A 19636-nucleotide genomic window follows, 5' to 3' on the forward strand; every position below is an offset into this window, starting at 1 on the left:
GGGCAGCGGGTCTGGATTGCCGGGTCAAGCCCGGCAATGACAAAGGCCGGGCCGATTCAGTCATTGACGAACCCTAAGGCGAACGCCGTTCCTCAATATTCGCGCTCGTAGTAGATGCCGCCCTTCGAGCCGTCGGTGCCGGCCTGGCCGCGCAGCTTGAGGTTCCTGGTGACGTCGAGATTGATGGTGGCGTCGGTCTGGCCGCCGACGCCCGAGGTCACGCCCAGATAGATCTTGTCGCCGATATAAGTGCCGGCCTGCACGGCGGCGTTGCCGCTGGAATCGGTGACCACGCCGAGATTGTCGAGGCCGGTCGACTTGCGGATGCTGTCGAGCAGGCCGGGACCGGAGGGGCCGCCGGCGAGCTGGGCCACGGCCGTGGCAAGCTGGGCGAGCTGCAGCGGCGACAGGTCCTGGATGCTGCGACCGAACAGGAAGCGCGCCATCACCTCATCCTGCGGCAGCTGGGGCACCGAGGAGAGCACGATCTGCGGATCGGAAGCCCGCCCGGTCACCCGCACCGTCACCGTGATCGAGCTGTTGCGGGTAGAGGCGACGAAATCGATGTTGGGATCGAGATCGCCGACCAGGGTTACCTTGCCCGAGTCGAACACGATGTGCTGGCCGATGACGTCGAGCGAACCACGCCGCATCTCCAGGAAGCCCACCGGCGATATGTTGGCGACCGAACCCTTCAGCGCCATCTGGCCGCCGAGTTCGGCATCGATGCCGCGGCCACGCACGAAGATGCGGGCCGGCGCATCGATGGTCAGGTCGAGCACCACATTCGGGCCGGAACTGGCCTTGCCCTTCTTGGGTTTGCCTGCCGCGGCGGTGTCCTTCGCCTTTGCCAGGGTCCGGGTTACTTCACGCGGCGGCTTGAGATGCCTGACACCGAGCATGGCGGCATTGGCGGCAAAGCGCTCGGGAATGGTGATCTCTGCACGCTGGATCTCGATACGGCCACCGATGACCGGCTTGACCATCAGGGGGCCGCGCACCGTGATGTCGCTGGAGACGATCGCCGTCGCCAGATTACCGTCGGTGAGCTTGGCGTTGCGCGTGGTGATCTTCAGGTCGGCGGCGAAATCCGGCTTCAAGCCGACCGAACCGCTGACACCGATCGAACCACCGCCCTGGGTGGTTGCGCTGAACTGGGCAATGGTCGCCCGGTCACGATCGAAGCGGATCGTGCTGCCGATCCCCGTCAGCTTCATGCCGGTCTCGGGATCGGTCACCGTGCCGCCTGATATCACCGCCTGGCCCGACACGGCCGGCGCGGCGATCGATCCGCCTGCCTTGGCATTGAGGGTGAGCGTGCCGGTGGCGCGGCCGCCGCGATCACGCAGGGCGCCGTTGGCCAGAGCGAGCGGCGCCGAAGCCTGCACGTCGACGGAAAGGCCGGCCCCCTGTAAGGGCACGTGGCCGCGCGCGGTGACCGACAGCCCCCCCGCTCCCGTCAGGCTGGCGCTACCGATCGTGACGGCCTTGCCGGCATAGCGGCCATTGGCGGCAAGCTGCAGAGCCGGAATGCCGAAGCCCTTCGCGGCGGCGACGCCGAGGCCGCTGCCCTTCACGTCGAACTCCGCCACCGGATCGGCGGGCTTGCCGGAGAGCTTCACATTGGCCGACAGCGTGCCCGTGGCACCAAGGCCGGGCGAAGCGATATTGGCCAGAGACAATGGCAGTTGGCCGACGACGATATTCATCGCCAGCGTCTCGCCGACCTTGCCGTCGACGGACACGACGCCGCCCTGCCCGATCCTGAGCACGGCCTTGGGGATGGTGACCCCGCTCTTGCGGCTGGCGATGGTGACCGGCGACTGGAGGGAGGCGGAGATACCCTGCTGTGAAACGTCAAGCTTGTCGAGCCGGGCATCGAGCCCATCGCCGGCCGGCTTCACCGCGCCCGCGAGCGCGAGCTTGCCCTTCGGCATGGTGCCCTGAAGCTGGAAGGCGGTGGCATTCTCGCCCTCCGGCTTGGCGCTGGCCTGCAGCTGGCTGAGGATGAAGGAGCCGGCCTGGACATTGGCGGCGTTGGCTGTGCCGGCGAGTGCCGGAACACCCGTGAGATCCCGCCCGGTCAGATCGATGGTGGCGGAGCCGATGCTGTTGGCCTCGACCTTGAGCGCCTTGGCCTGCGCCTTGATGGCCGCATTCTGCTTGTTGCCGTCGATGGACAGGCCAATATTGGCGGTCAGCGAACCGGAAGCCTTCATCAGCAGCAGCGGCGCGATCGCGGCCATGTCCGGGATCGCCGCATTGAGCTGGCCACTGGCACGCCCGTTCGGGGTGACGGCAAGGTCGCCGGCAAGCTGGGCAGCTCCCGCGCTGGCATTGAGGCCATTGATCTGATGGGTACCGTCGGCCAGCGTGGCGATGGTCGCACCCGCTTTCACCGGCATGCGGTCGAGCTGGCCGGACAGCGAGAATACGCCGTTGACGGCGGGGCCGGCGACACTGCCGGTGAAATTGGCCTTGCCGTCGCTGAACGGCTTGCCCTGCAGCACCAGCTTGGGTGCGACGAGATCGGCGACGACGTCGGGCTTTTCGGCGCTGCCCTTCAGGCTGGCGTTGACCTCGACGGCGCCGGAAGCGTTACCCGTCACCAGCTTGATGTCGGCAAGGCTGGCCGTGGCCTTGAAATCCATCGCCTTGGCGCCATAAAGCCCATCGGCCGAGGCATTGAACTGCTGGTTGCCCAGGGTGATCTTGTCGAAATGCAGGCCTTCGGCGTCGCGTCTGACGCCGCCCTTGAGATCGGTCGCTCCCTTGAGCACGGCATCGAGGCGCGGATCGCCGAGCACGATGTCGCTGGCCTTGCCTTCGAAGGTCAAAGCGAGACCGCCGCCCGCGAGAGCGACGTCGCCCTTGGCGGTCAGATCGGCCTTGCCGCGCAATTCGCGTCCCGCAAGGCCGGAGAACACCGAGATATCGGGCGTGGCCAGCGAGTAGATGCCGCTCATCTTGGTGCCGACGAGCCCGGTGAAGCCGGCCTGGAAGGCGTTTGCGGCAAGGCGCACGCCGTCGACGACCACAGGCTGCCCCGCCTGCCACTTGCCGGCTGCGGTGAGACCGAGGCTGTTGCCGAGCGCCTTGGCAAGCCCGGCGTCGGACGAACTGAGCTTGTCGCCCCGCCCGTCGACCTTGAAGGTGAGGCTCCGCTTTTGTGGATCGGCGAGGTTCTGGGCGTCACCCCCGGCCTTGATGGTGGCGCTCTCGGCAGCAACCGTCCCGGCAACCAGCTTCTGCAGGTCGAAATTCGCGGTCCAGCCGCCATCGCCGAACTGGGCGGCCAGGGTCATTCCCCTGATACGGGCATTGCCTCCCGGCAACAGGATGTCGTGGCCGTCCTCGGCACCGAACTTGCCGTCCAACTTGAGCTTGGTCGGAAAGGCATCGGGCGATAGCGTACCCGCGAGGGCAAGGTCCAGCACGCCGGATTTGACGGTCGCATGCTTGAGTTCATAGCCACCGCCCGCAACCTGGCCGCCCTCGATCGAGAGGGCCGACTGGCCCCGGACGAAATCCGCATAGGCCGGATCGACCAGCCGTTCCAGATTGCCCCCGAGATCGGCCTTGAAGGTAACGCCATTCCCCCCCTGGGCAAGCGTCGTCTTGCCGCCGAACAGTTTGTTGCCGTCGGCCGAAAGGGCGATATCGGCGGCGAAATTGTCGAGGGGGCCGGAACCGACGATGGTGAAGCCGAGCGGCGGCGAGCCGGGCACCTTCAGCATGCTGCTCAGGAAGCCGCCATGCGGTTCCTGCAGTGAAAGATTGAGGCCCAATTGCTTGGTGGCATTGTCGAAATCGGCGGTGAAGGTGAGATCGCCACCGGCCGGCTGCGTACGCTTGATCAGCAATTCCGAATGCAGCTTGCCATCCGCCAGCAGGGCATTGCCGCCGACGTCGAACACCGTATCCTCTCCCGCGAGGGCCGCGGAGAGCTTGACCACGGGCACGGCGAGCTTGCCGAGTTTCACCGAAACCGGCAGTTCGGGCAGGGAGAAGCCGCCCTCGCTGGCGGCCGGCTGCACGCCCTGGGGCGGATTGGGCTTGCGGGTGATCTCGATCGAACCCGCTTCGAGAAGGTCGACATCGAGCTTCTTGCTCATCAGGGCAAGCCGGCTCCAGACCAGATGGGCGTCCTTGATGGTCAGCCACACGCCTTGCCGGTCGGCGATGGTGATGGAAGAGATCCTCACATCGGACGACAGAGCGCCATCGATCTGGCCGAGCGAAATCTTCTGGTCCGGTGTCGAGATGGTGTCCTCGACATAGGTGATGAACCACGACTTCTCGCTGGCGTCATCGGCGCGCGCCGGCGCGAGCGCCTTGAGACCGAGGGGAACGGCCACCACCGCGACGGCAGTGAAGAGAACGATCCGGCGCCGCATCAGAAGCTTTCTCCCAATCCGATATAAAGGGCGAAAGGCGGTGTGTTCTTCTTCTTGACCTTACCATCCTCGATGACGAAGCCCTTGACGGGCGTAAGCCCCCTGGCGATGTCCACGCGGATCGCTCCGAGGCTGGTATAGTAGCGCAGACCGACACCGGCACCAATCTTCATGTCCTCGTCGAAAGAAGGATAGGAGGTCGAGAAGGCGCTGCCCGCATCGACGAAGGGCACGATGCCGATACTGTCGGTGACCTTGATGCGCATTTCGAGCGAGCCCTCCAGCAAGGAGCGGCCGCCCACGACGAAGCCATTGTCGAGCTTGGGACCGAGGCTGCGGAAATTATAGCCGCGCACCGAGCCACCGCCGCCCGCATAGAACATGCGATCGCCCGGCAATTCGTTGGCCGGCGCCCCGACGATGGAGCCGACCGCAACCCGGCCGGCCAGGACATAGCGCCCCATCGCATCGAAGGAGAAATAGGCAGAACCGTCGATGCGCGTCACCGCGCCGAAATTGCCGAACTTGGCCTCGTAGAATGGCTCGAGCGTTCCTTTCAGGCGATAGCCGCGCGTCGGCTCGAGCTTGTCGTCGGTGGTGTCGTAGGCAAGCTCGCCAGGCAGGCTGAACAGCAGGAGATTGCGCTTGCCGTAGAAATCTTCGACCTGGTCGTATTCGCCGTTGATCGCAATCTTGCCGGTCAACCGTTCGGAGAACTCGTGGGCAAGCCCGACGCGGGCACGGAACGTATTCTGGGAATAGGGATCATAGACCTCTCGCTTGGCCAGCAATTGCGCGGTGAGGTCGGTGAAGGGGTCGAAGATCCCCGGCTTCACGAAGGTGACGCCGCCCGAATAGGTGAACTTGGTCGGGTCGGTCGAATCGACGCCCGCGACCGTTGCATCGAAACGCAGGCGCTCGGCCTCGCCGAACAGGTTGCGATGCTCCCAATAGCCATTGAGGCCGATGCCGTCGGTGGTGGAATATTCAGCGCCGGCACCGAAAACATGCAGCGGGCGTTCCGACACGGTGACCATCAGCGGCATGGTGCTGTCGGCCGCAATCGCATCGCCCTCCACGATGCTGGTGGTCGAGAACACCTGTAGGCGCTGCAGGCGCCGCTTGGCGAGCTCGATCTCGGCCGGATCGTACTGATCGCCGGGCCGGAGCCCGGTCTGGCGCGCCACGAAGGCCGGATTCATGTCCTTGGTGCCGTCGACGGTCATGCGCCCATAATGGGCCAGGCGCCCCGGTTCGACCGCCAGTGTGACATCGAGCCGGTTGTTGACGTGATCGGCGGTGATGACGCGCGGCAGGGCCTTGGCCTTGGGATAGCCCTGGCGCCGCCAGGCATCGATCATCGCCTGTTCCGCCGACAGGACGATGTCCGAATTGGCCTGATGCCCTGGCTCGAGGCCGAGACGCTCGGGCGTCTTGGTCTTGGGAATGTCGTCGATCGGGCTGTGCGGCGCCCGATTCTCCATCCTGATCCGGCCGAAAGTGAAGACCGGGCCAGGATTGACGTTGATCACCACCGGAACCGGATGCGGCAAGGTGGCATCGATGGGAATATCCTCGAGCTTGCGCCCATTGACCATGATCGAGATGGAGGCGCCATAGCGCGCATTGGCATAGAGCGTGCCGAGAATGCGATCATATTCGGTCCGCGCCTTGGAGAGGAAGGCGGGCGTGCTCGGCGGCGGCGTCTCATCCTTACCGCTATAGAGGGAGGATGCGCCCTCGACCGCCGACTTGATCGTCTTGTCCCCGCCCGCGATCACCACTTCGATCTTGTAGGTCTGGGCATCGGGTGAGACCGGCTTCTCGTCCGATCCGAAGAAATTATAGCCAAAGAGCTTGAAGGCTGCGGCAGGCTGAGGCTTTGCCCCGGCAATGAGCGCTGCGACAGCCACTGACAGGGCCAACCCCTTGGCCAGACGCTGCCGCGCCGGCATCAGGCGTTCGAGCCTGCTGAGCCCCCTCATCGCTTGTCGATCGCCCCACGCCATAGACCAGCGCCCCCACTGAACCCCTATACGAGGGCGCCGCCCCGGAGCCGAACCTTACGCCAAACAACCTCCGCCAATCAACCCACCACCGTATATCATCATGAATAAACGGTTAACCACGCAATCAATCCTATCACCTCAATAAACTGATCCACCGAAGCATTCGATAAAGTTTGAACATTCCGCATATTCTTAAATAGGGAATTCCCATGAAGTGATGCATATTTGCATTCAAAGGTAATCGGCTGGCGTTTTTCTACAAGTCAACGATCGAAAACTTCGAAGCGACGTTGCCATTGGATAAGAAAATAACTTTACGTCATACCAATCGTATACAAATGGTAAAAAACATCGCTACACGGCAAACCTGCCCCTCGAGCTCCAAGCTCCGGCCCAAAACACAGGCAAGAATTGTCCGGTCGGCGCACACCGACAGGACAAGGACGCAATCAGCTGCCTTTGGGATAGTCGTAGGTGAGCAGGCGCATATTGGCGTAACCTTGGTCGCCGATACGGGTCCACAGCAGGGTCTGCTGGCGGAAGCCGAAATAAGAGGCGGCGAGGCGGCGCATGAATTCGTCGCCATTTTCGATGATTTCGCTGAGAACCTGCCCGCTGGCCGTACCGAAGGCCTGAAACACCTCGTCGGGGAACTGCTTGAGAACGACGCCCTGCTGCGTCACCGCCTGGGCAATCGCTGCGGGCGCTCGGGCGCCGTATTCGGCCAGGGAGCGGGCATTCTCCTCGGCGCAGGCAACCTCGATCGCCACTTTGTGGGTGGCCGGCAAGTCGTCGAACTTGGCACGGTTGACCTGGAGCTGCAGCGCCGCACAAGGCTCCTGGAAGCCAGGCCAATAGCAGAACTTGGCGGCATTCTGGAAACCGAAGCTGAGATCGTTGACCGGTCCCATGAACTCCGCCGCATCCAATTCGTCGGCCTGGAGTCTGGGCAGGATCTGGGAGCCGGGCATCAGCATCTGCTGAATGCCGAGCCTGGCGAGGGCCTGGCCGGCCAGGCCGCCGATGCGGAAACGCAGGCCCTTGAGATCGGCGACATTGTTGATCTCCCGGCGGAACCAGCCGCCCAGGCGCGCGCCGGTATTGCCGGCCGCAAAGGCCTTGATGCCGAACTGTCCGCCCAGTTCGTCCCATAGCGCCCTGCCCCCGCCGGCATAGAGCCAGGCATCGAACTCCTGGGCGATCAGGCCGAAGGGAATGGCCGAAAAGAAAGCGAAGGCCGGCGATTTGGCAAGATAATAGGCCGACATGTCATGCGACATCTCCACCTCGCCGGCCATCACGGCCGCCATGTTCTGGTCCCCCGGCACCAATTCGCCGGCCGCGTAGAGCTTGATGGTGAGCTGGCCCTGGGTGAGCACGCCGATCCGATCGGCCAGGCGCTGAGCGCCGGTGCCCGCTCCCGGCAGGCCCTTCGGCCAGGCCGTCGCCATCCGCCATTCGATCAGGTTCTGCGCCAGCGCAGGAGCGGCAAGCATGGTGGCGCCGGCAGCGGCAGCTCCAGCGAGAAAACGACGTCGGGTCGACATGAAGAGGGATCCTGTAACGCAAGACTTGCACCCAGCCGGGTGAATAAGCAGCCTACAAGATGAACCGGGGCTGAACTGAGGCCGGGACCGCCCTTCCCTATGCCTCCATGCGCCGAAGGAAGGCCTGTCGCGCCTTCTCGCTCCAGCCCAGAAGATCGGCCAATTCGGCCTCCTCATAGCGGGCTTCGGCATGCACCGGATCACCCCAGCCATTCCGCCGCCGATAGGCGGCCAAGGCCGCCATCTCAGCCAGGAACGACTGGCGGCGCCGATGGGTCTGATGGACGTTGCCGGGGTGAGCACGATAGTGCAGGAGAACCTCGGGGTGGTTGCCCAGCATGCCGACCTCGCCGAGGCGAAACCACAAATCGACATCCTCGGCATGATCGAAGGCAGGCCGATACCCGCCGACGCTCAGGACCGCCTCGCGCCGCAATATGGTGGTCGGATGGGCCAGGCTTGGACGGGAATGCAGGATCTGTGGATCGGTTTCGACCTTCGACGGCGGACCGGCGATGTTTCCTCCCGCATCGATCATCCTGAGGGCACTGCCGGCGGCCAGAATTTCGGGATGAGCAGTCATGAACGCGACCTGGCGCGCGAGTCTTTCGGGCAAAGAGATGTCGTCCGAATCCATGCGAACCACCAGATCGCAGCGCGCTTGCGCGATGCCGTGGTTCAGGCTGGCGGAAACACCCCGATTGACCTCATTGCGGAACAGCCGGATGCGCACGTCCAGCCCGCGATACCATTCGAGGAAGGCGGAGGTGCCGTCCGTCGAGCCGTCGTCCACGATGACGAGTTCGAAATCGGCCAGCGTCTGGCTCAATATGCTGTCGATCGCCTCGGCGCAGTAGCGCACCCGGTTGTGGACCGGCATCACCACGCTGACCAGGGGCCGCGCGGCCGGAGCCGGCGCCATGGCTGCGGACGTCGGGAAGGGCTGGCGAACGGTAGCCTGCGGGAAGGGTGGCTGACGCTTCCTGCCCGTCATGGAGCCTCCACACCGACCAAGCCGGTTGCTCATAGCACGAAAACGGGACTTCCGTACCGCTTATCCGGCCAGAGCGTCGCGGTAATCGGCCGCCGGCGAGGCATCGTCCTGGGTGCGCTGGAGCTTCTCGCGAGCCTCGTCGGCTTCGCGCTGGCGGTTCCACATGCCGGCATAGACGCCGCCGAATGCCAGCAATTCCTCATGATTGCCGCGCTCGACGATCACGCCTTTGTCGAGCACGATGATCTCGTCGGCATTCACCACCGTCGAAAGACGATGAGCGATCACCAAGGTGGTGCGGTTCTCCGAGATGCGCTCGAGCGCCGCCTGGATCTCCATCTCGGTGTAGCTGTCGAGGGCCGAGGTCGCCTCGTCCAGCACCAGCACCGGAGGCCCCTTGAGGATGGTGCGTGCGATAGCGACACGCTGCTTCTCGCCGCCCGACAGCTTGAGGCCGCGCTCGCCGACTTCGGTCTCATAGCCCTTGGGCATGCGGCGGATAAAGGTATCGATCTGGGCGAGGCGAGCAGCCTCCTCCACTTCCGCGTCGGTGGCGTCCCAACGGCCGTAACGGATGTTGTAGCGGATGGTGTCGTTGAACAGCACGGTGTCCTGCGGCACCATGCCGATAGCCGCGCGCAGCGATTTCTGGGTGACCTCGCGCACATCCTGCCCGTCGATCATGACGCGCCCGCCATTGACGTCGTAGAAGCGGAAGAGCAGGCGCGAGATGGTCGATTTGCCGGCGCCGGAGGGACCGACGATCGCCACCGTCCTGCCAGCCGGCACGTCGAAGGACAGCCCCTGCAGGATGGGGCGATCGGGGTCGTAGTTGAACACCACGTTCTCGAAAGTCACCCGCCCCTCACGGACATCGAGCGCCGGCGCCCCAGGCCGATCCTTCACCTCGGCATCCTTGTCGAGCAGTTCGAACATGGTCTCGATGTCGGTGATGCCCTGCTTGATCTCGCGATAGGCAAAGCCGAGAAAGTTCAGCGGCGTGGCGAGCTGCAGCCACATCACGTTGAGCAAGGCGATGTCGCCGACGGTGTTGACGCCGTGATAAACGCCCAGGCCCGCCAGCAGCAGCGAGGCCAGCATGCCCGCCATGAAGATGATACCCTGGCCGATATTGAGCCAGGTCAGGGTGATATAGGTCCGGATCGCCGACTTCTCGTAGGACGCCATGGCGCGGTCGTAGCGCGCCAGTTCACGGTCCTCGTTGGAGAAATATTTGACCGTCTCGTAGTTGAGCAGGCTATCGATCGCCTTCTGGTTGGCATCGGTGTCGGAATCGTTCATCTCGCGGCGGATGCTGATCCGCCATTCGGTCGCCTTGACGGTGAACCAGACATAGACCGCCGTGGTGACGAGCACGATCAGCGCATAGCGCCAGTCGAATTGCAGCACCAGCATGACCAGGTAGAGCGCCAGCTCCACGATGGTCGGCAGGATGTTGATGGTGGCGAAGCGGACGATGTTCTCGATGCCGGTGCGCCCGCGATCGATCACCCGCGACAGCCCGCCAGTCTTGCGCTCGAGATGATAGCGCAGGCTGAGATTGTGAATGTGCTCGAAGGTCTCGATCGCCAGCCGCCGCACCGCGTACATGAACACGGCGGCGAACAGCCCATCCTTCCATTGCGAGATCGCCGTCATCAGGATGCGCGCGACGCCATAGGCCACAAGCATGGTGAGGGGTACACCGGCCAGCAGCACCGCGAGCGTATGGCCCGTGAGCTCACGACCGCCGCCGACGGCTGCCAGACCGTCGGTCGCCCATTTGAGCGTATAGGGCACGACCAGGGTGATGAGCTTGGTCAGCAGCAGGAGCACGAAGGCCCACACCACCCGCATGCGCAGATCCGCACGGTCCTGTGGCCACATATAGGGCCACAAATGCTTCATGGTCTGGAGAAAGGCGCCCTGGTCTGCGCTGACGCGCTTGGGGGCGGCGGAAGGGTCGGCGGAGGGCATCAACGGTCTTTCGGCCGGCGAGCGGAGAGCGCCGGCATCAGGGGTTTTCCAAAGCGTTTTGCGATTTGACGGAATCGCCTCGAATCGCAAAGACGCGTCGAAACAAAGAGTCGGAGCAAAAAGCGTTCAGGCCTGAAGGCGCTTTGCTCTCGATGACGCTGCGTAGTTAGGTCTGGAACGCCGTGACCGCAAGCGTCTTGCGACGAAATCTCATTTTGCTGCCCCGAGCCGGGGCCCGCGGCCCGCTCTGCTCAGGGAGTTTTCTTGTCCGGCATGACGAAGATCTGACCCGGATAAATCAGATTGGGATTGCGGATCTGATCGGTATTGGCGTCGTAGATCCAGGTATAGCGGATGCCCTGGCCATAGACCTTGCGTGAGATCCGCCAAAGATTGTCGCCCTGCACGATCGTCGTGGTGCGGATCTCCGGGATCACCGCCACCGAGGGCGGCGGCGAAGGTTGGGCCGGCTTGGCCTCGCTGGTCTGCACCGGCTCCGTGGCGGGCGTCGCAGGGTTGGAGGCGGATGGCGTCGTAGCAGACTTCGGCACCACGGCATTGCCGGAGGCCGGCGGTGCGGCTTCCGCCTGAGTCGGAGACGAGGCAGCTCCCGTAGCGCCTGCTCCCGGGCTGCCGGACTCCGTTGCTGGGGAGGCCCCCTGGGCGGGTACGGAAGCCGCGGCCGGCTGCGTCTTGCTGCCAGGAGCCGTTTCGCCAGGGAGCGACTTACCCGGGGACGGCGTGGCGGCACCGGGTACGGCGGTCGACGGCGTGGTCGCTGGCTGGGTCGGTGTCGCGGCCGGCTCTCCGCTGCGACTGCCCCCCGAACGCGACGGTGTGGCGATCGCCGCCACCACGGCCGGAGCCGAGGCGGTAGGAGCCTTGTCGACCATGGTGAAGGGTACCTCGGCCCGCGTCATCACCTGCCCGTTGGCAGCTGCGACATCGTCGACACGCACCCGATAATTGCCCGGCTGCATGCCTTTCTCGATGGTCATGCCGAAGGTCCCGTCCTTGGCCGCGGTCACGCCCGTCACCAAGGTATCGTTGAGATAGATACGCAGGGCAGCCCCCGGCTCGGCGCGGCCCGTCACGAAGAAGCGGCCCATCTCGTCCGCTTCGACGGTCCGGATCGAGACATTGGCCCGAGACGCTGCCTTGTCCGCATCGGCAGAGGCGCTTGCCGCTGCCGGCGTTACCGGTTGTTCGGGCGCCTTGCCTGGCGGCTGCGCCGCATCGGTCAGAACCTTGGAGGGTTGGTCGGGCGTGTTGAGGACGACCACCACCTCTTCGCCCGGCTTTTCGGGAACGCGCACGGAGAGGGTCTGCTCGGACAAGGTCACCTTGCCGTCCGGCGATGTGGTGCGCAGTGTCAGCTCGCAGGGGCCCTTCGGCAAGGCCGGCGGCGTGATCGCCCAAGTTCCATTGATGTCGGCGACCACGCGGGCATAAGGATTGCCGTTGCGCAGCAATTCCACCGTGGCGCCGGAAGCGGCCCGGCCGGCGATCACCGCGCTGCCGGCCGGCTCGATGCGGGCAATGTCGAAGGTCGGGGCAATCTGCCCCTTGGCCGCATCCGGCTTCGGTGCCTCGGGCTTGGGAGATTGAGGTTTCGGCGGTTGGGCTTGGGCGGCTTCGGTTTTGCCTGCCTCGGGCTGCGCTACCTCCGTCTTTCCAGCCTCGGGCTTGGCGGCCTGGGTGCCCGCGGCCGGGACTTTCGCGGCTTCGGTCTTGGCGGCGTCAGGCTTGGTGGCCTCCGGAGCGCTCGCACCCGGCTTGCCGGCCGCCTGATCGCCGCTCGACGCCGGCCTCTGTGCCTTGTCGGCAGGAGGATTGGCAGCCACCACCGAATTTGTATCGCCGACGGCCGGCGACGGCGACCGGGCAGGCTCGCGCACCAGCACGCTGTAAAGCGTACCGACGCTGACAACGCTCGCGGCTCCGACTATTCCAGCCAGACTCTTCCAGCCCACTGCCATCATCTACTCCCGACGCAAGAACGCGCATCGTTTCATCCAATTTTACTTATCCGCTTCGCCTGCAAGACGAAAGGCCACGCCGCCAAGATGTCGGGCAAACAAAGTATCGCGCCGGTTTATTTCACCTGCAACCGTATCATATCCGGCGCGTGCCGGTATCGCCCGACTGCAGCGCCATTGCCGCAGAATTGTGATGAAATTCGAGGAACGCACGATATTCTTCGTCGGACGGGCTTGATCGGAAGGTTCCATGAAACGAGCGGCGCTGTTTGTATCTGCTCTTTGCCTGACACTTCTTTTTGGAATCCTACCATCGCAAGCCGGCCAAACAGAGGCTGGTACAGGTCCGAAAGGCTCGCCCATGCGCATTTTCATCGTGCGCAACGCAGCAGTGGATTGTGAACCCGATTGTGCGGAATGGATTTCCGCAGAAGGCGACATCACCGCCGCGACGCCGGCACTGCTGCGCAAGGTCCTGAAAGCCGCCGGCGGCAGGAAGCTGCCTTTCATCCTCACCTCGCCCGGCGGAGACGTCGCCGCCGGTTACGCCATGGGACGTCTGATTCGCCGCGCAGGCCTGGAGGTCACCATCGGCCGGACCATGCTGGCTGCCTGCAAGCCGGGTGAGAAAAACTGCACGGCCTCGATCACGAAAGGCCGCCGCGGCTTCGCCAACAATGCGGGCGCCTTTTGCAATTCGGCCTGTGTGTTCGTGCTGGCAGGCGGCGTCGCGCGCCACGTCTTCTGGATGAGCCCGGTCGGTGTGCATCAATTCGCCAGTTCGCGGACCCTGACACGCTGGCGCCAGACCACTCTGAACGGGCGCGTCATCCGGCGGGAGATTCTGTCGGTCAACCGGATCAAGGTAAAGACGACACAGGCGCAATATGATCAGGCTGCCCGCTTTTTCGACGAAATGGGCATCGATCCCAGTATCAACGAGCTGGTTCAGCTTGCGAGCAACAGCAATATCCACGTCATGAGCCGTCCCGAACTTCTAGCAACGAAAATCATCACTGACGGCCAGGATGCGAGAGGGCAGGTTCTCAAGCACCAGGCGGCACTGTTTACTCAAAAGAATGCCGAGCGCGTCGCAGCCTTTACCGCGACTGCCGCCGACGTGCCGGCGGGTCTCTACGATGGCAACGCGATCATCTCGCATGTCGAGTTGCGCCAAGCGCCGAATGTCGCCGGCGTCCAAGCCAGCGTCATGCCGACGACCGGCGGCGGTCCCGTGCCGACCGCCAATCTGATCGCGATCCTTCAAATCGGCGACGTACTGGCCTTCTCGAATCTGTCGAGGAATGCTTCCGGCCCTGCCCTGACAATCACCCTCGATCCCGTCGCTTTCTGCACGCTCGCCGAAAGGCGTTCGCTGAAACTCGCAATTGGCCCGAAAGAGAGCAGCCCCGTCAAAGCTGAAACCGTTACGGTCTCGACGGGACGTTTCCGCGATCTCGATCTCCTTCTCGCCAAAGTCTGCATCAAGTAAGGGGCTTCCGGCAAAGCAACTTGACCCACCCATGCCGCAGTGCGAAACCGGGGGCATGACAAAGCTTCGTTCGATTTGCGTCTATTGCGGCTCCAGCAATGGCACTCGCCCCGAATATGTCGCCGGCGCCGAGCGCCTGGGCCGGGACATGGCTGAAGGCGGCATTCGCCTCGTCTATGGCGGCGGCAATGTCGGCCTGATGGGCACGGTCGCCCGCGCCGTCATCGAGAATGGTGGCCAGGTCACCGGCATCATCCCGACCTTCCTGCAGCGGCGCGAGCGCATGCTCACCGAGGTCGAGGAACTCATCGTCACCAAGGACATGCATGAGCGCAAGCGCCTGATGTTCGAACGGGCGGACGCCTTCGTCGCCCTGCCCGGCGGCGTCGGCACGCTGGAGGAACTGGTCGAGCAGCTCACCTGGGCCCAGCTCGGCCAGCACAAGAAGCCGATCGTGCTGGTCAATATCGACGGCTTCTGGACACGGTTCCTCGACATTCTTGAACACATGCGGGAGGAGGGCTTCATTCGGCCCGAAACCGCGGTGGATGTGCTGGTGGCCAACACACCCGAAGAGGTCGTGCCGATGGTCACGGCAGCGATCGAAAAGATCTCGCGCGCCGAAATGGCGATGAGCGTCGCACCCGAGACGCTCTGAAGCCGCCTCCAGGGGTTGCGGTCGAATAGGAGCTGCGGTCGAATAGGATCGCGGCCTCGGGTGTTCATGCCACGGTGTTTTGCGATCGGGCGGCATGGACAATGCGATGAGGCAGTTTTTCCAGGCGAGCGCGGCGGCGCTGTTTTTCAGTACCTGCCTTTCGTCCCCTGTCCTGGCGGGCGACCTCTACGATCTCGACCCCGACCATACCCAGACGATCTTCCATATCGACCATCTCGGCTATTCCACCGTCACGGGCAGTTTCCGCCAGCTGAAGGGCGTGCTGACGCTGGACGAGGCACATCCCGAGCAAAGCCTGGTCGAGGCGACGCTCGAGGCCTCGAGCGTCGATACCGGCGTGCCGGCGCGCGACGAGGATCTTCGGTCGAGCGAGTTCTTCGACGTCGCCCACCATCAGACGATCACCTTCCGGACCACGAAGGTGAAGCGCCGTAGCCCGCGCAGCGCCGACCTCAGCGGTGAACTGACGCTGCTCGGGATCTCCAAACCGGTGACGCTGCGAACCACCTTCAACCGCGTGGCACCGGATCCGTTGCGCGGCAACCGTATGGTCGCCGGCTTCACGGCCACCACCACCATCCGGCGTTCGGATTTCGGCATGAAGGCCTTCATCCCCCTGATCGGCGACGTCGTGCGCATCGATATCAACGCCGAAGCGATCCGGCGCTGAACGATGGAGTGTCGACCTCCAGGTCGACACTCTCTCTTCACACCTCCGCGCCCGCCTTGAGCAGTTTGTAGGTCATCGAATCCACCAGCGCCTGGAAGGAGGCATCGATGATGTTGTCGGAGACACCCACGGTGGCCCACCGGTCGCCGGCGGCGTCCTGGAATTCGATCAGCACCCGCGTCACCGCGTCGGTACCGCCCTGGAAGACACGGACCTTGTAGTCGATCAGCTTCAGGTCCTCGATGACCGACTGGTATTTGCCCAGGTCCTTGCGCAGCGCCGTGTCCAGGGCATTGACCGGGCCATGCCCTTCCGCCGCCGAGATCAGTTCCTCGGTCCCGACCTTGACCTTGACGATAGCTTCCGAGAACACGCCGAGTTCACCGCGCTCGTTCCAGCGCCGTTCGACATTGACGCTGAAACGCTCGACGAAGAAGAACTCCGGCACGCTGCCGAGGATGCGCTTGGCCAGGAGGAAGAAGGAGGCATCCGCCCCCTCATAGGCGTAGCCTTGCGCTTCCTTGTCCTTCAATGCGCCGAGCAGCCTGGAGAGGCGGGGATCATCCTTGTCGATCGCCAGCCCCAGGCGCTCCAGTTCCGCCAGGATGTTCGACTTGCCGGCCTGGTCCGAGACCAGCAATTTGCGCCGGTTGCCGACGCTCTCGGGCGGCACGTGCTCATAGGTGGAAGGATCCTTCATCACGGCCGAAGCATGGATGCCGGCCTTGGTGGCGAAGGCCGAGGAGCCGACATAGGGCGCATGATGGTCGGGCATGCGGTTGAGCAGTTCGTCGAGCTTGCGCGAGATGCGCGTGAGGTTCTCGAGCCGGGCCGCGTCCACCCCGATCTCGAAGCGCTCGGCATAAGCGGGCTTGAGCAGGAGCGTCGGGATCAGCGAGGTGAGATTGGCATTGCCGCAGCGTTCGCCGAGGCCGTTCAGCGTGCCCTGGATCTGCCGGACTCCGGCCCGCACCGCTGCCAGCGAATTGGCGACGGCCTGCTCGGTGTCATTATGGGCGTGGATGCCGAGATGGCTGCCGGGGATCACCTTGACCACTTCGCCGACGATGCGTTCGACCTCATGCGGCAGAGTACCGCCATTGGTATCGCACAGCACCACCCAGCGCGCGCCGGCTTCATGGGCCGTGCGGGCGCAGGCAAGCGCGTAGTCCGGATTGGCCTTGTAGCCGTCGAAGAAATGCTCGCAGTCGAGCAGCACTTCGCGCCCGCGCGCCTTGGCGGTGGCGACGCTGTCGCGGATCGAATCGAGGTTCTCTTCCAGGCTGATGCCGAGCGCCATGCGCACCTGGTGGTCCCAGCTCTTGGCCACGAAGCAGATCGCATCCGCCTCAGCATCCAGGAGGCCGGCGACGCCAGGATCGTTGGCGGCCGAGCGCCCTGCCCGCTTGGTCATGCCGAAGGCGGTGAACTTCGCCTTGAGGCCGTTGGGCTGGCTGAAGAACTGGGTGTCGAGCGGATTGGCGCCAGGATAGCCGCCCTCGACATAGTCGACACCGAGATCATCGAGCAGGCGCGCGATCGCCTGCTTGTCGGCGAGGGAGAAGTCGACGCCCGTGGTCTGGGCGCCGTCGCGCAGGGTGGTATCGAAGAGATAGAGGCGGTCGCGTGTCATTGCCGGCTCGCATCGGGCGGGGCCACGAGCGCCTTCTTCATGGTGGTGTTGCCGAGCCATTCGTCGCCGAGCGACACGGTGTTGCGCTGCTGGGGCACGAATCCCTGCTTGAGGAAAAAGTCTCGGGCGGTGTCGCTGGCATCCACCGTCAACTGGGTAGCACCGCGCGCCTTGGCAAGTTGCTCGATGGCGCCATAGAGCGTCGAGGCCACCCCCTGCCCGGCGACCGCGGGATGAACGTAGAGCAGATCGACCAGGTCCTTGCCCTTCAGGGCGATGAAGCCGACTGGGGAGCCGGAGACCGTGGCCACCAAGGTCAGACAGCCGGCAAGACGCTTGGCCCAGGCTTCCTCGTCATCGGCGGCCTCGGCCCAGGCTTCCTGCTGGCTTTCCGAGTAGTCGTCAGCCGTCAACTCGTGGATGCTGGCCCGGAAGATCTCGGCCAGGATCGGCGCATCTGCGGGCAGGAAGGGACGCAGCCCCGGCTTGGGCATGGATTGTGCCATCAGAGCTTGACCTCCCAGCTGGTGGTGCCGTCCTTGTTGTCCTTGACGGCAATGTTCAGCCGGGCGAGCTCGTCGCGGATGCGATCGGACTCCGGCCAGTTCTTCTCGGCGCGTGCTACCTTGCGGGCCGCCAGAAGCGCCTCGACCTCCTGCCTCAGACCATCGCTGACCTGAGTGTCTCCCTTCAGGGCGGCCGCATCGTTGCCGAAGCCCAGAAAGGCGAGCGTCGCCGCCCGGTCGGCCGGGTCGGCGATCTGATGCAGGCGGGCCAGCATGGCCGGCGTGTTGAGATCGTCCGACAGGGCCTCGATCACGCCGGCATCGACGCTTCCGCCCGCAGGCACCTCTTCGTACCAACGCAGCAGGGTCTGCTGGGCTTCGTTCAAGGCCTGCAGTGTCCAGTCGATCGGCTGGCGGTAGTGCGTACGCAACATGGCGAGCCGCAGCACGTCCCCGTGCCAGGCGCGCCCGCCGAACCTGTCGCTGCCGAGCAGTTCACGGATGGTGATGAAGTTGCCAAGGCTCTTGGACATCTTCTCGCTCTCGACCTGCAGGAAGCCGTTATGCATCCAGACATTGGCCATCACCGGCGTGTCGAAGGCGCAGCAGCTCTGGGCGATCTCGTTCTCGTGGTGCGGGAAGACGAGATCGATGCCGCCGCCATGGATATCGAAGACGTTGCGGGCCGGATCGTCGCAGGCGATGCCACCGCCATAAGGGGTGAGCAGCGTCGCCATCGACATGGCCGAGCACTCGATATGCCAGCCCGGACGGCCGGGCGTGGCGATGCCCGAGGGGCTCGGCCAGCCGGGCTGGTTGCCATGCGAGGGCTTCCACAGCACGAAATCCATGGCATCGCGCTTATAGGGCGCGACATCGACCCGGGCGCCGGCCAGCATCTCGTCGAGCGAGCGGCGGGCGAGCGCGCCATAGCGCGGCACTGTCGCGAGCTTCTCCATGGCATGCACGGAGAACAGCACATGCTCCTCGGCAACATAGGCGACACCGCGCGCCACCAAGCGCTCGATGATGGCCTTCATCTCCTCGATATGATCGGTCGCGCGCGGCTCGACCATCTGCGGCGGCTCGCCCGGCTGGTTGACCTGGTCGGGCATCAGCACGCCGAGTTCCCTGATGTCCTGGTGGAACTGGGCCAGGGTGCCATTGGTCAGTTCGCGGATGGTGATGCCGCGCTCGGCCGCGCGCTCGTTGATCTTGTCGTCGACGTCGGTGATGTTGCGCGCGTAAGAGACATGCGCGGCGCCGTAGACATGGCGCAGCAGGCGGAACAGCAGGTCGAAGACGATGATCGGCCGGGCATTACCGATATGGGCAAAGTCGTAGACGGTCGGGCCGCAGACATACATACGCACCCGATCGGGATCGATCGGCGTGAAATCGACCTTGGCGCGCGTACGGGTATCGTAGAGCCGTAAAACCATGAGTTCCCCACCTCGGCTGGCCGGGGGCGTCCTGCGCTCAAGATTTTGGGCGAATGACGGCGCCAGCCAGCGTTGCTGCTAGCTGCAAATAATCCGCGAAAGGATGGCCGTCTTTGTCATGGCCGGGAGCAATGTGCCATGCGGGCGACGTTGTCAAGCCACACGAGACAAGGACGGCATCCGCTTTCTCCAGTGCCAGAGTGATGCACCCAGGCAACAGAGTTTCGCCAAAAATTAAACACGCAGATTTACGCATGTTTAAAAACGCACAGCGATGATAGGCAGGCTCCGCTATCCGAACGGGGCAGACC

12 protein-coding genes are annotated in these 19636 nt (G+C 64.2%); 3 read left to right on the forward strand and 9 right to left on the reverse strand.

The window, feature by feature from the left end; genetic code table 11:
• Window positions 1-92: 92 nt before the first annotated feature.
• From QM672_RS16170 to QM672_RS16195, 6 genes are all read right to left on the reverse strand, one after another.
• Window positions 93-4397: a translocation/assembly module TamB domain-containing protein gene (locus QM672_RS16170; protein ID WP_415083753.1), complete on the reverse strand. Its 4305-nt coding sequence runs from the start codon at window positions 4395-4397 to the stop codon at window positions 93-95.
• Window positions 4397-6382, reverse strand: a complete 1986-nt coding sequence (locus QM672_RS16175; RefSeq protein ID WP_367623918.1) for an autotransporter assembly complex protein TamA — start codon at window positions 6380-6382, stop codon at window positions 4397-4399. The genes QM672_RS16170 and QM672_RS16175 overlap by 1 nt, the downstream gene beginning before the upstream one ends.
• A 473-nt stretch (window positions 6383-6855) precedes the next feature.
• Window positions 6856-7953 (reverse strand): TRAP transporter substrate-binding protein, encoded by a 1098-nt coding sequence (locus QM672_RS16180; RefSeq protein WP_415083756.1) that lies wholly within the window; start codon window positions 7951-7953, stop codon window positions 6856-6858.
• Window positions 7954-8050: 97 nt separating this feature from the next.
• On the reverse strand, window positions 8051-8947 hold the full coding sequence (locus tag QM672_RS16185) for a glycosyltransferase family 2 protein (protein ID WP_415083758.1): 897 nt from the start codon (window positions 8945-8947) through the stop codon (window positions 8051-8053).
• A gap of 60 nt (window positions 8948-9007) precedes the next feature.
• Complete coding sequence (locus QM672_RS16190; protein WP_367623921.1) at window positions 9008-10924, reverse strand: ABCB family ABC transporter ATP-binding protein/permease; 1917 nt, start codon at window positions 10922-10924, stop codon at window positions 9008-9010.
• 251 nt (window positions 10925-11175) lie between these two features.
• Window positions 11176-12903, reverse strand: a complete 1728-nt coding sequence (locus QM672_RS16195; protein WP_415083762.1) for a LysM peptidoglycan-binding domain-containing protein — start codon at window positions 12901-12903, stop codon at window positions 11176-11178.
• 361 nt (window positions 12904-13264) lie between these two features.
• Here QM672_RS16195 and QM672_RS16200 point away from each other — a divergent pair, with 361 nt between their 5' ends.
• The 3 genes from QM672_RS16200 (at window position 13265) to QM672_RS16210 (ending at window position 15744) form a co-directional block, all read left to right on the forward strand.
• Window positions 13265-14395: a hypothetical protein gene (locus tag QM672_RS16200; RefSeq protein ID WP_311933192.1), complete on the forward strand. Its 1131-nt coding sequence runs from the start codon at window positions 13265-13267 to the stop codon at window positions 14393-14395.
• Between the two features lie 55 nt (window positions 14396-14450).
• The gene (locus QM672_RS16205) at window positions 14451-15053 is read left to right on the forward strand and encodes a TIGR00730 family Rossman fold protein (protein ID WP_311933193.1); all 603 of its coding nucleotides are present in this window, start codon (window positions 14451-14453) and stop codon (window positions 15051-15053) included.
• A 106-nt stretch (window positions 15054-15159) separates the two neighbouring features.
• Window positions 15160-15744, forward strand: a complete 585-nt coding sequence (locus QM672_RS16210; protein ID WP_415083765.1) for a YceI family protein — start codon at window positions 15160-15162, stop codon at window positions 15742-15744.
• A 37-nt stretch (window positions 15745-15781) separates the two neighbouring features.
• On the opposite strand, the gene cimA is transcribed toward QM672_RS16210, so the two are convergent.
• Genes cimA through cysS form a run of 3 tightly spaced genes read right to left on the reverse strand, consistent with a single transcriptional unit; the run spans window position 15782 to window position 19325 of the window.
• Window positions 15782-17377, reverse strand: coding sequence for a citramalate synthase (cimA, locus tag QM672_RS16215; RefSeq protein WP_415083767.1), 1596 nt, complete (start codon window positions 17375-17377; stop codon window positions 15782-15784).
• Window positions 17374-17883 carry a GNAT family N-acetyltransferase gene (locus QM672_RS16220; RefSeq protein ID WP_311933196.1) on the reverse strand — a complete coding sequence of 170 codons (510 nt, stop codon included), beginning with the start codon at window positions 17881-17883 and terminating at the stop codon, window positions 17374-17376. Before QM672_RS16220 ends, cimA begins: the two co-directional genes overlap by 4 nt.
• Window positions 17883-19325: a cysteine--tRNA ligase gene (gene cysS, locus QM672_RS16225; protein WP_415083769.1), complete on the reverse strand. Its 1443-nt coding sequence runs from the start codon at window positions 19323-19325 to the stop codon at window positions 17883-17885. The genes QM672_RS16220 and cysS overlap by 1 nt, the downstream gene beginning before the upstream one ends.
• Window positions 19326-19636 lie beyond the last annotated feature (311 nt).

The sequence above is a fragment of the Labrys sp. (in: a-proteobacteria) genome (assembly GCF_047605565.1).
In the GTDB taxonomy this organism is placed as follows: Bacteria; Pseudomonadota; Alphaproteobacteria; order Rhizobiales; family Labraceae; genus Labrys; species Labrys neptuniae.

Bases quoted from the DNA above. Each gene is read 5' to 3' on its own strand.
- QM672_RS16210 (WP_415083765.1), top strand. From the start codon at position 15,160: ATGAGGCAGTTTTTCCAGGCGAGCGCGGCGGCGCTGTTTTTCAGTACC.
- cysS (WP_415083769.1), bottom strand. From the start codon at position 19,325: ATGGTTTTACGGCTCTACGATACCCGTACGCGCGCCAAGGTCGATTTC.
- QM672_RS16195 (WP_415083762.1), bottom strand. From the start codon at position 12,903: ATGGCAGTGGGCTGGAAGAGTCTGGCTGGAATAGTCGGAGCCGCGAGC.
- QM672_RS16185 (WP_415083758.1), bottom strand. From the start codon at position 8,947: ATGACGGGCAGGAAGCGTCAGCCACCCTTCCCGCAGGCTACCGTTCGC.
- cimA (WP_415083767.1), bottom strand. From the start codon at position 17,377: ATGACACGCGACCGCCTCTATCTCTTCGATACCACCCTGCGCGACGGC.
- QM672_RS16190 (WP_367623921.1), bottom strand. From the start codon at position 10,924: ATGCCCTCCGCCGACCCTTCCGCCGCCCCCAAGCGCGTCAGCGCAGAC.
- QM672_RS16205 (WP_311933193.1), top strand. From the start codon at position 14,451: ATGACAAAGCTTCGTTCGATTTGCGTCTATTGCGGCTCCAGCAATGGC.
- QM672_RS16220 (WP_311933196.1), bottom strand. From the start codon at position 17,883: ATGGCACAATCCATGCCCAAGCCGGGGCTGCGTCCCTTCCTGCCCGCA.
- QM672_RS16170 (WP_415083753.1), bottom strand. From the start codon at position 4,397: ATGCGGCGCCGGATCGTTCTCTTCACTGCCGTCGCGGTGGTGGCCGTT.
- QM672_RS16175 (WP_367623918.1), bottom strand. From the start codon at position 6,382: ATGAGGGGGCTCAGCAGGCTCGAACGCCTGATGCCGGCGCGGCAGCGT.
- QM672_RS16200 (WP_311933192.1), top strand. From the start codon at position 13,265: ATGCGCATTTTCATCGTGCGCAACGCAGCAGTGGATTGTGAACCCGAT.
- QM672_RS16180 (WP_415083756.1), bottom strand. From the start codon at position 7,953: ATGTCGACCCGACGTCGTTTTCTCGCTGGAGCTGCCGCTGCCGGCGCC.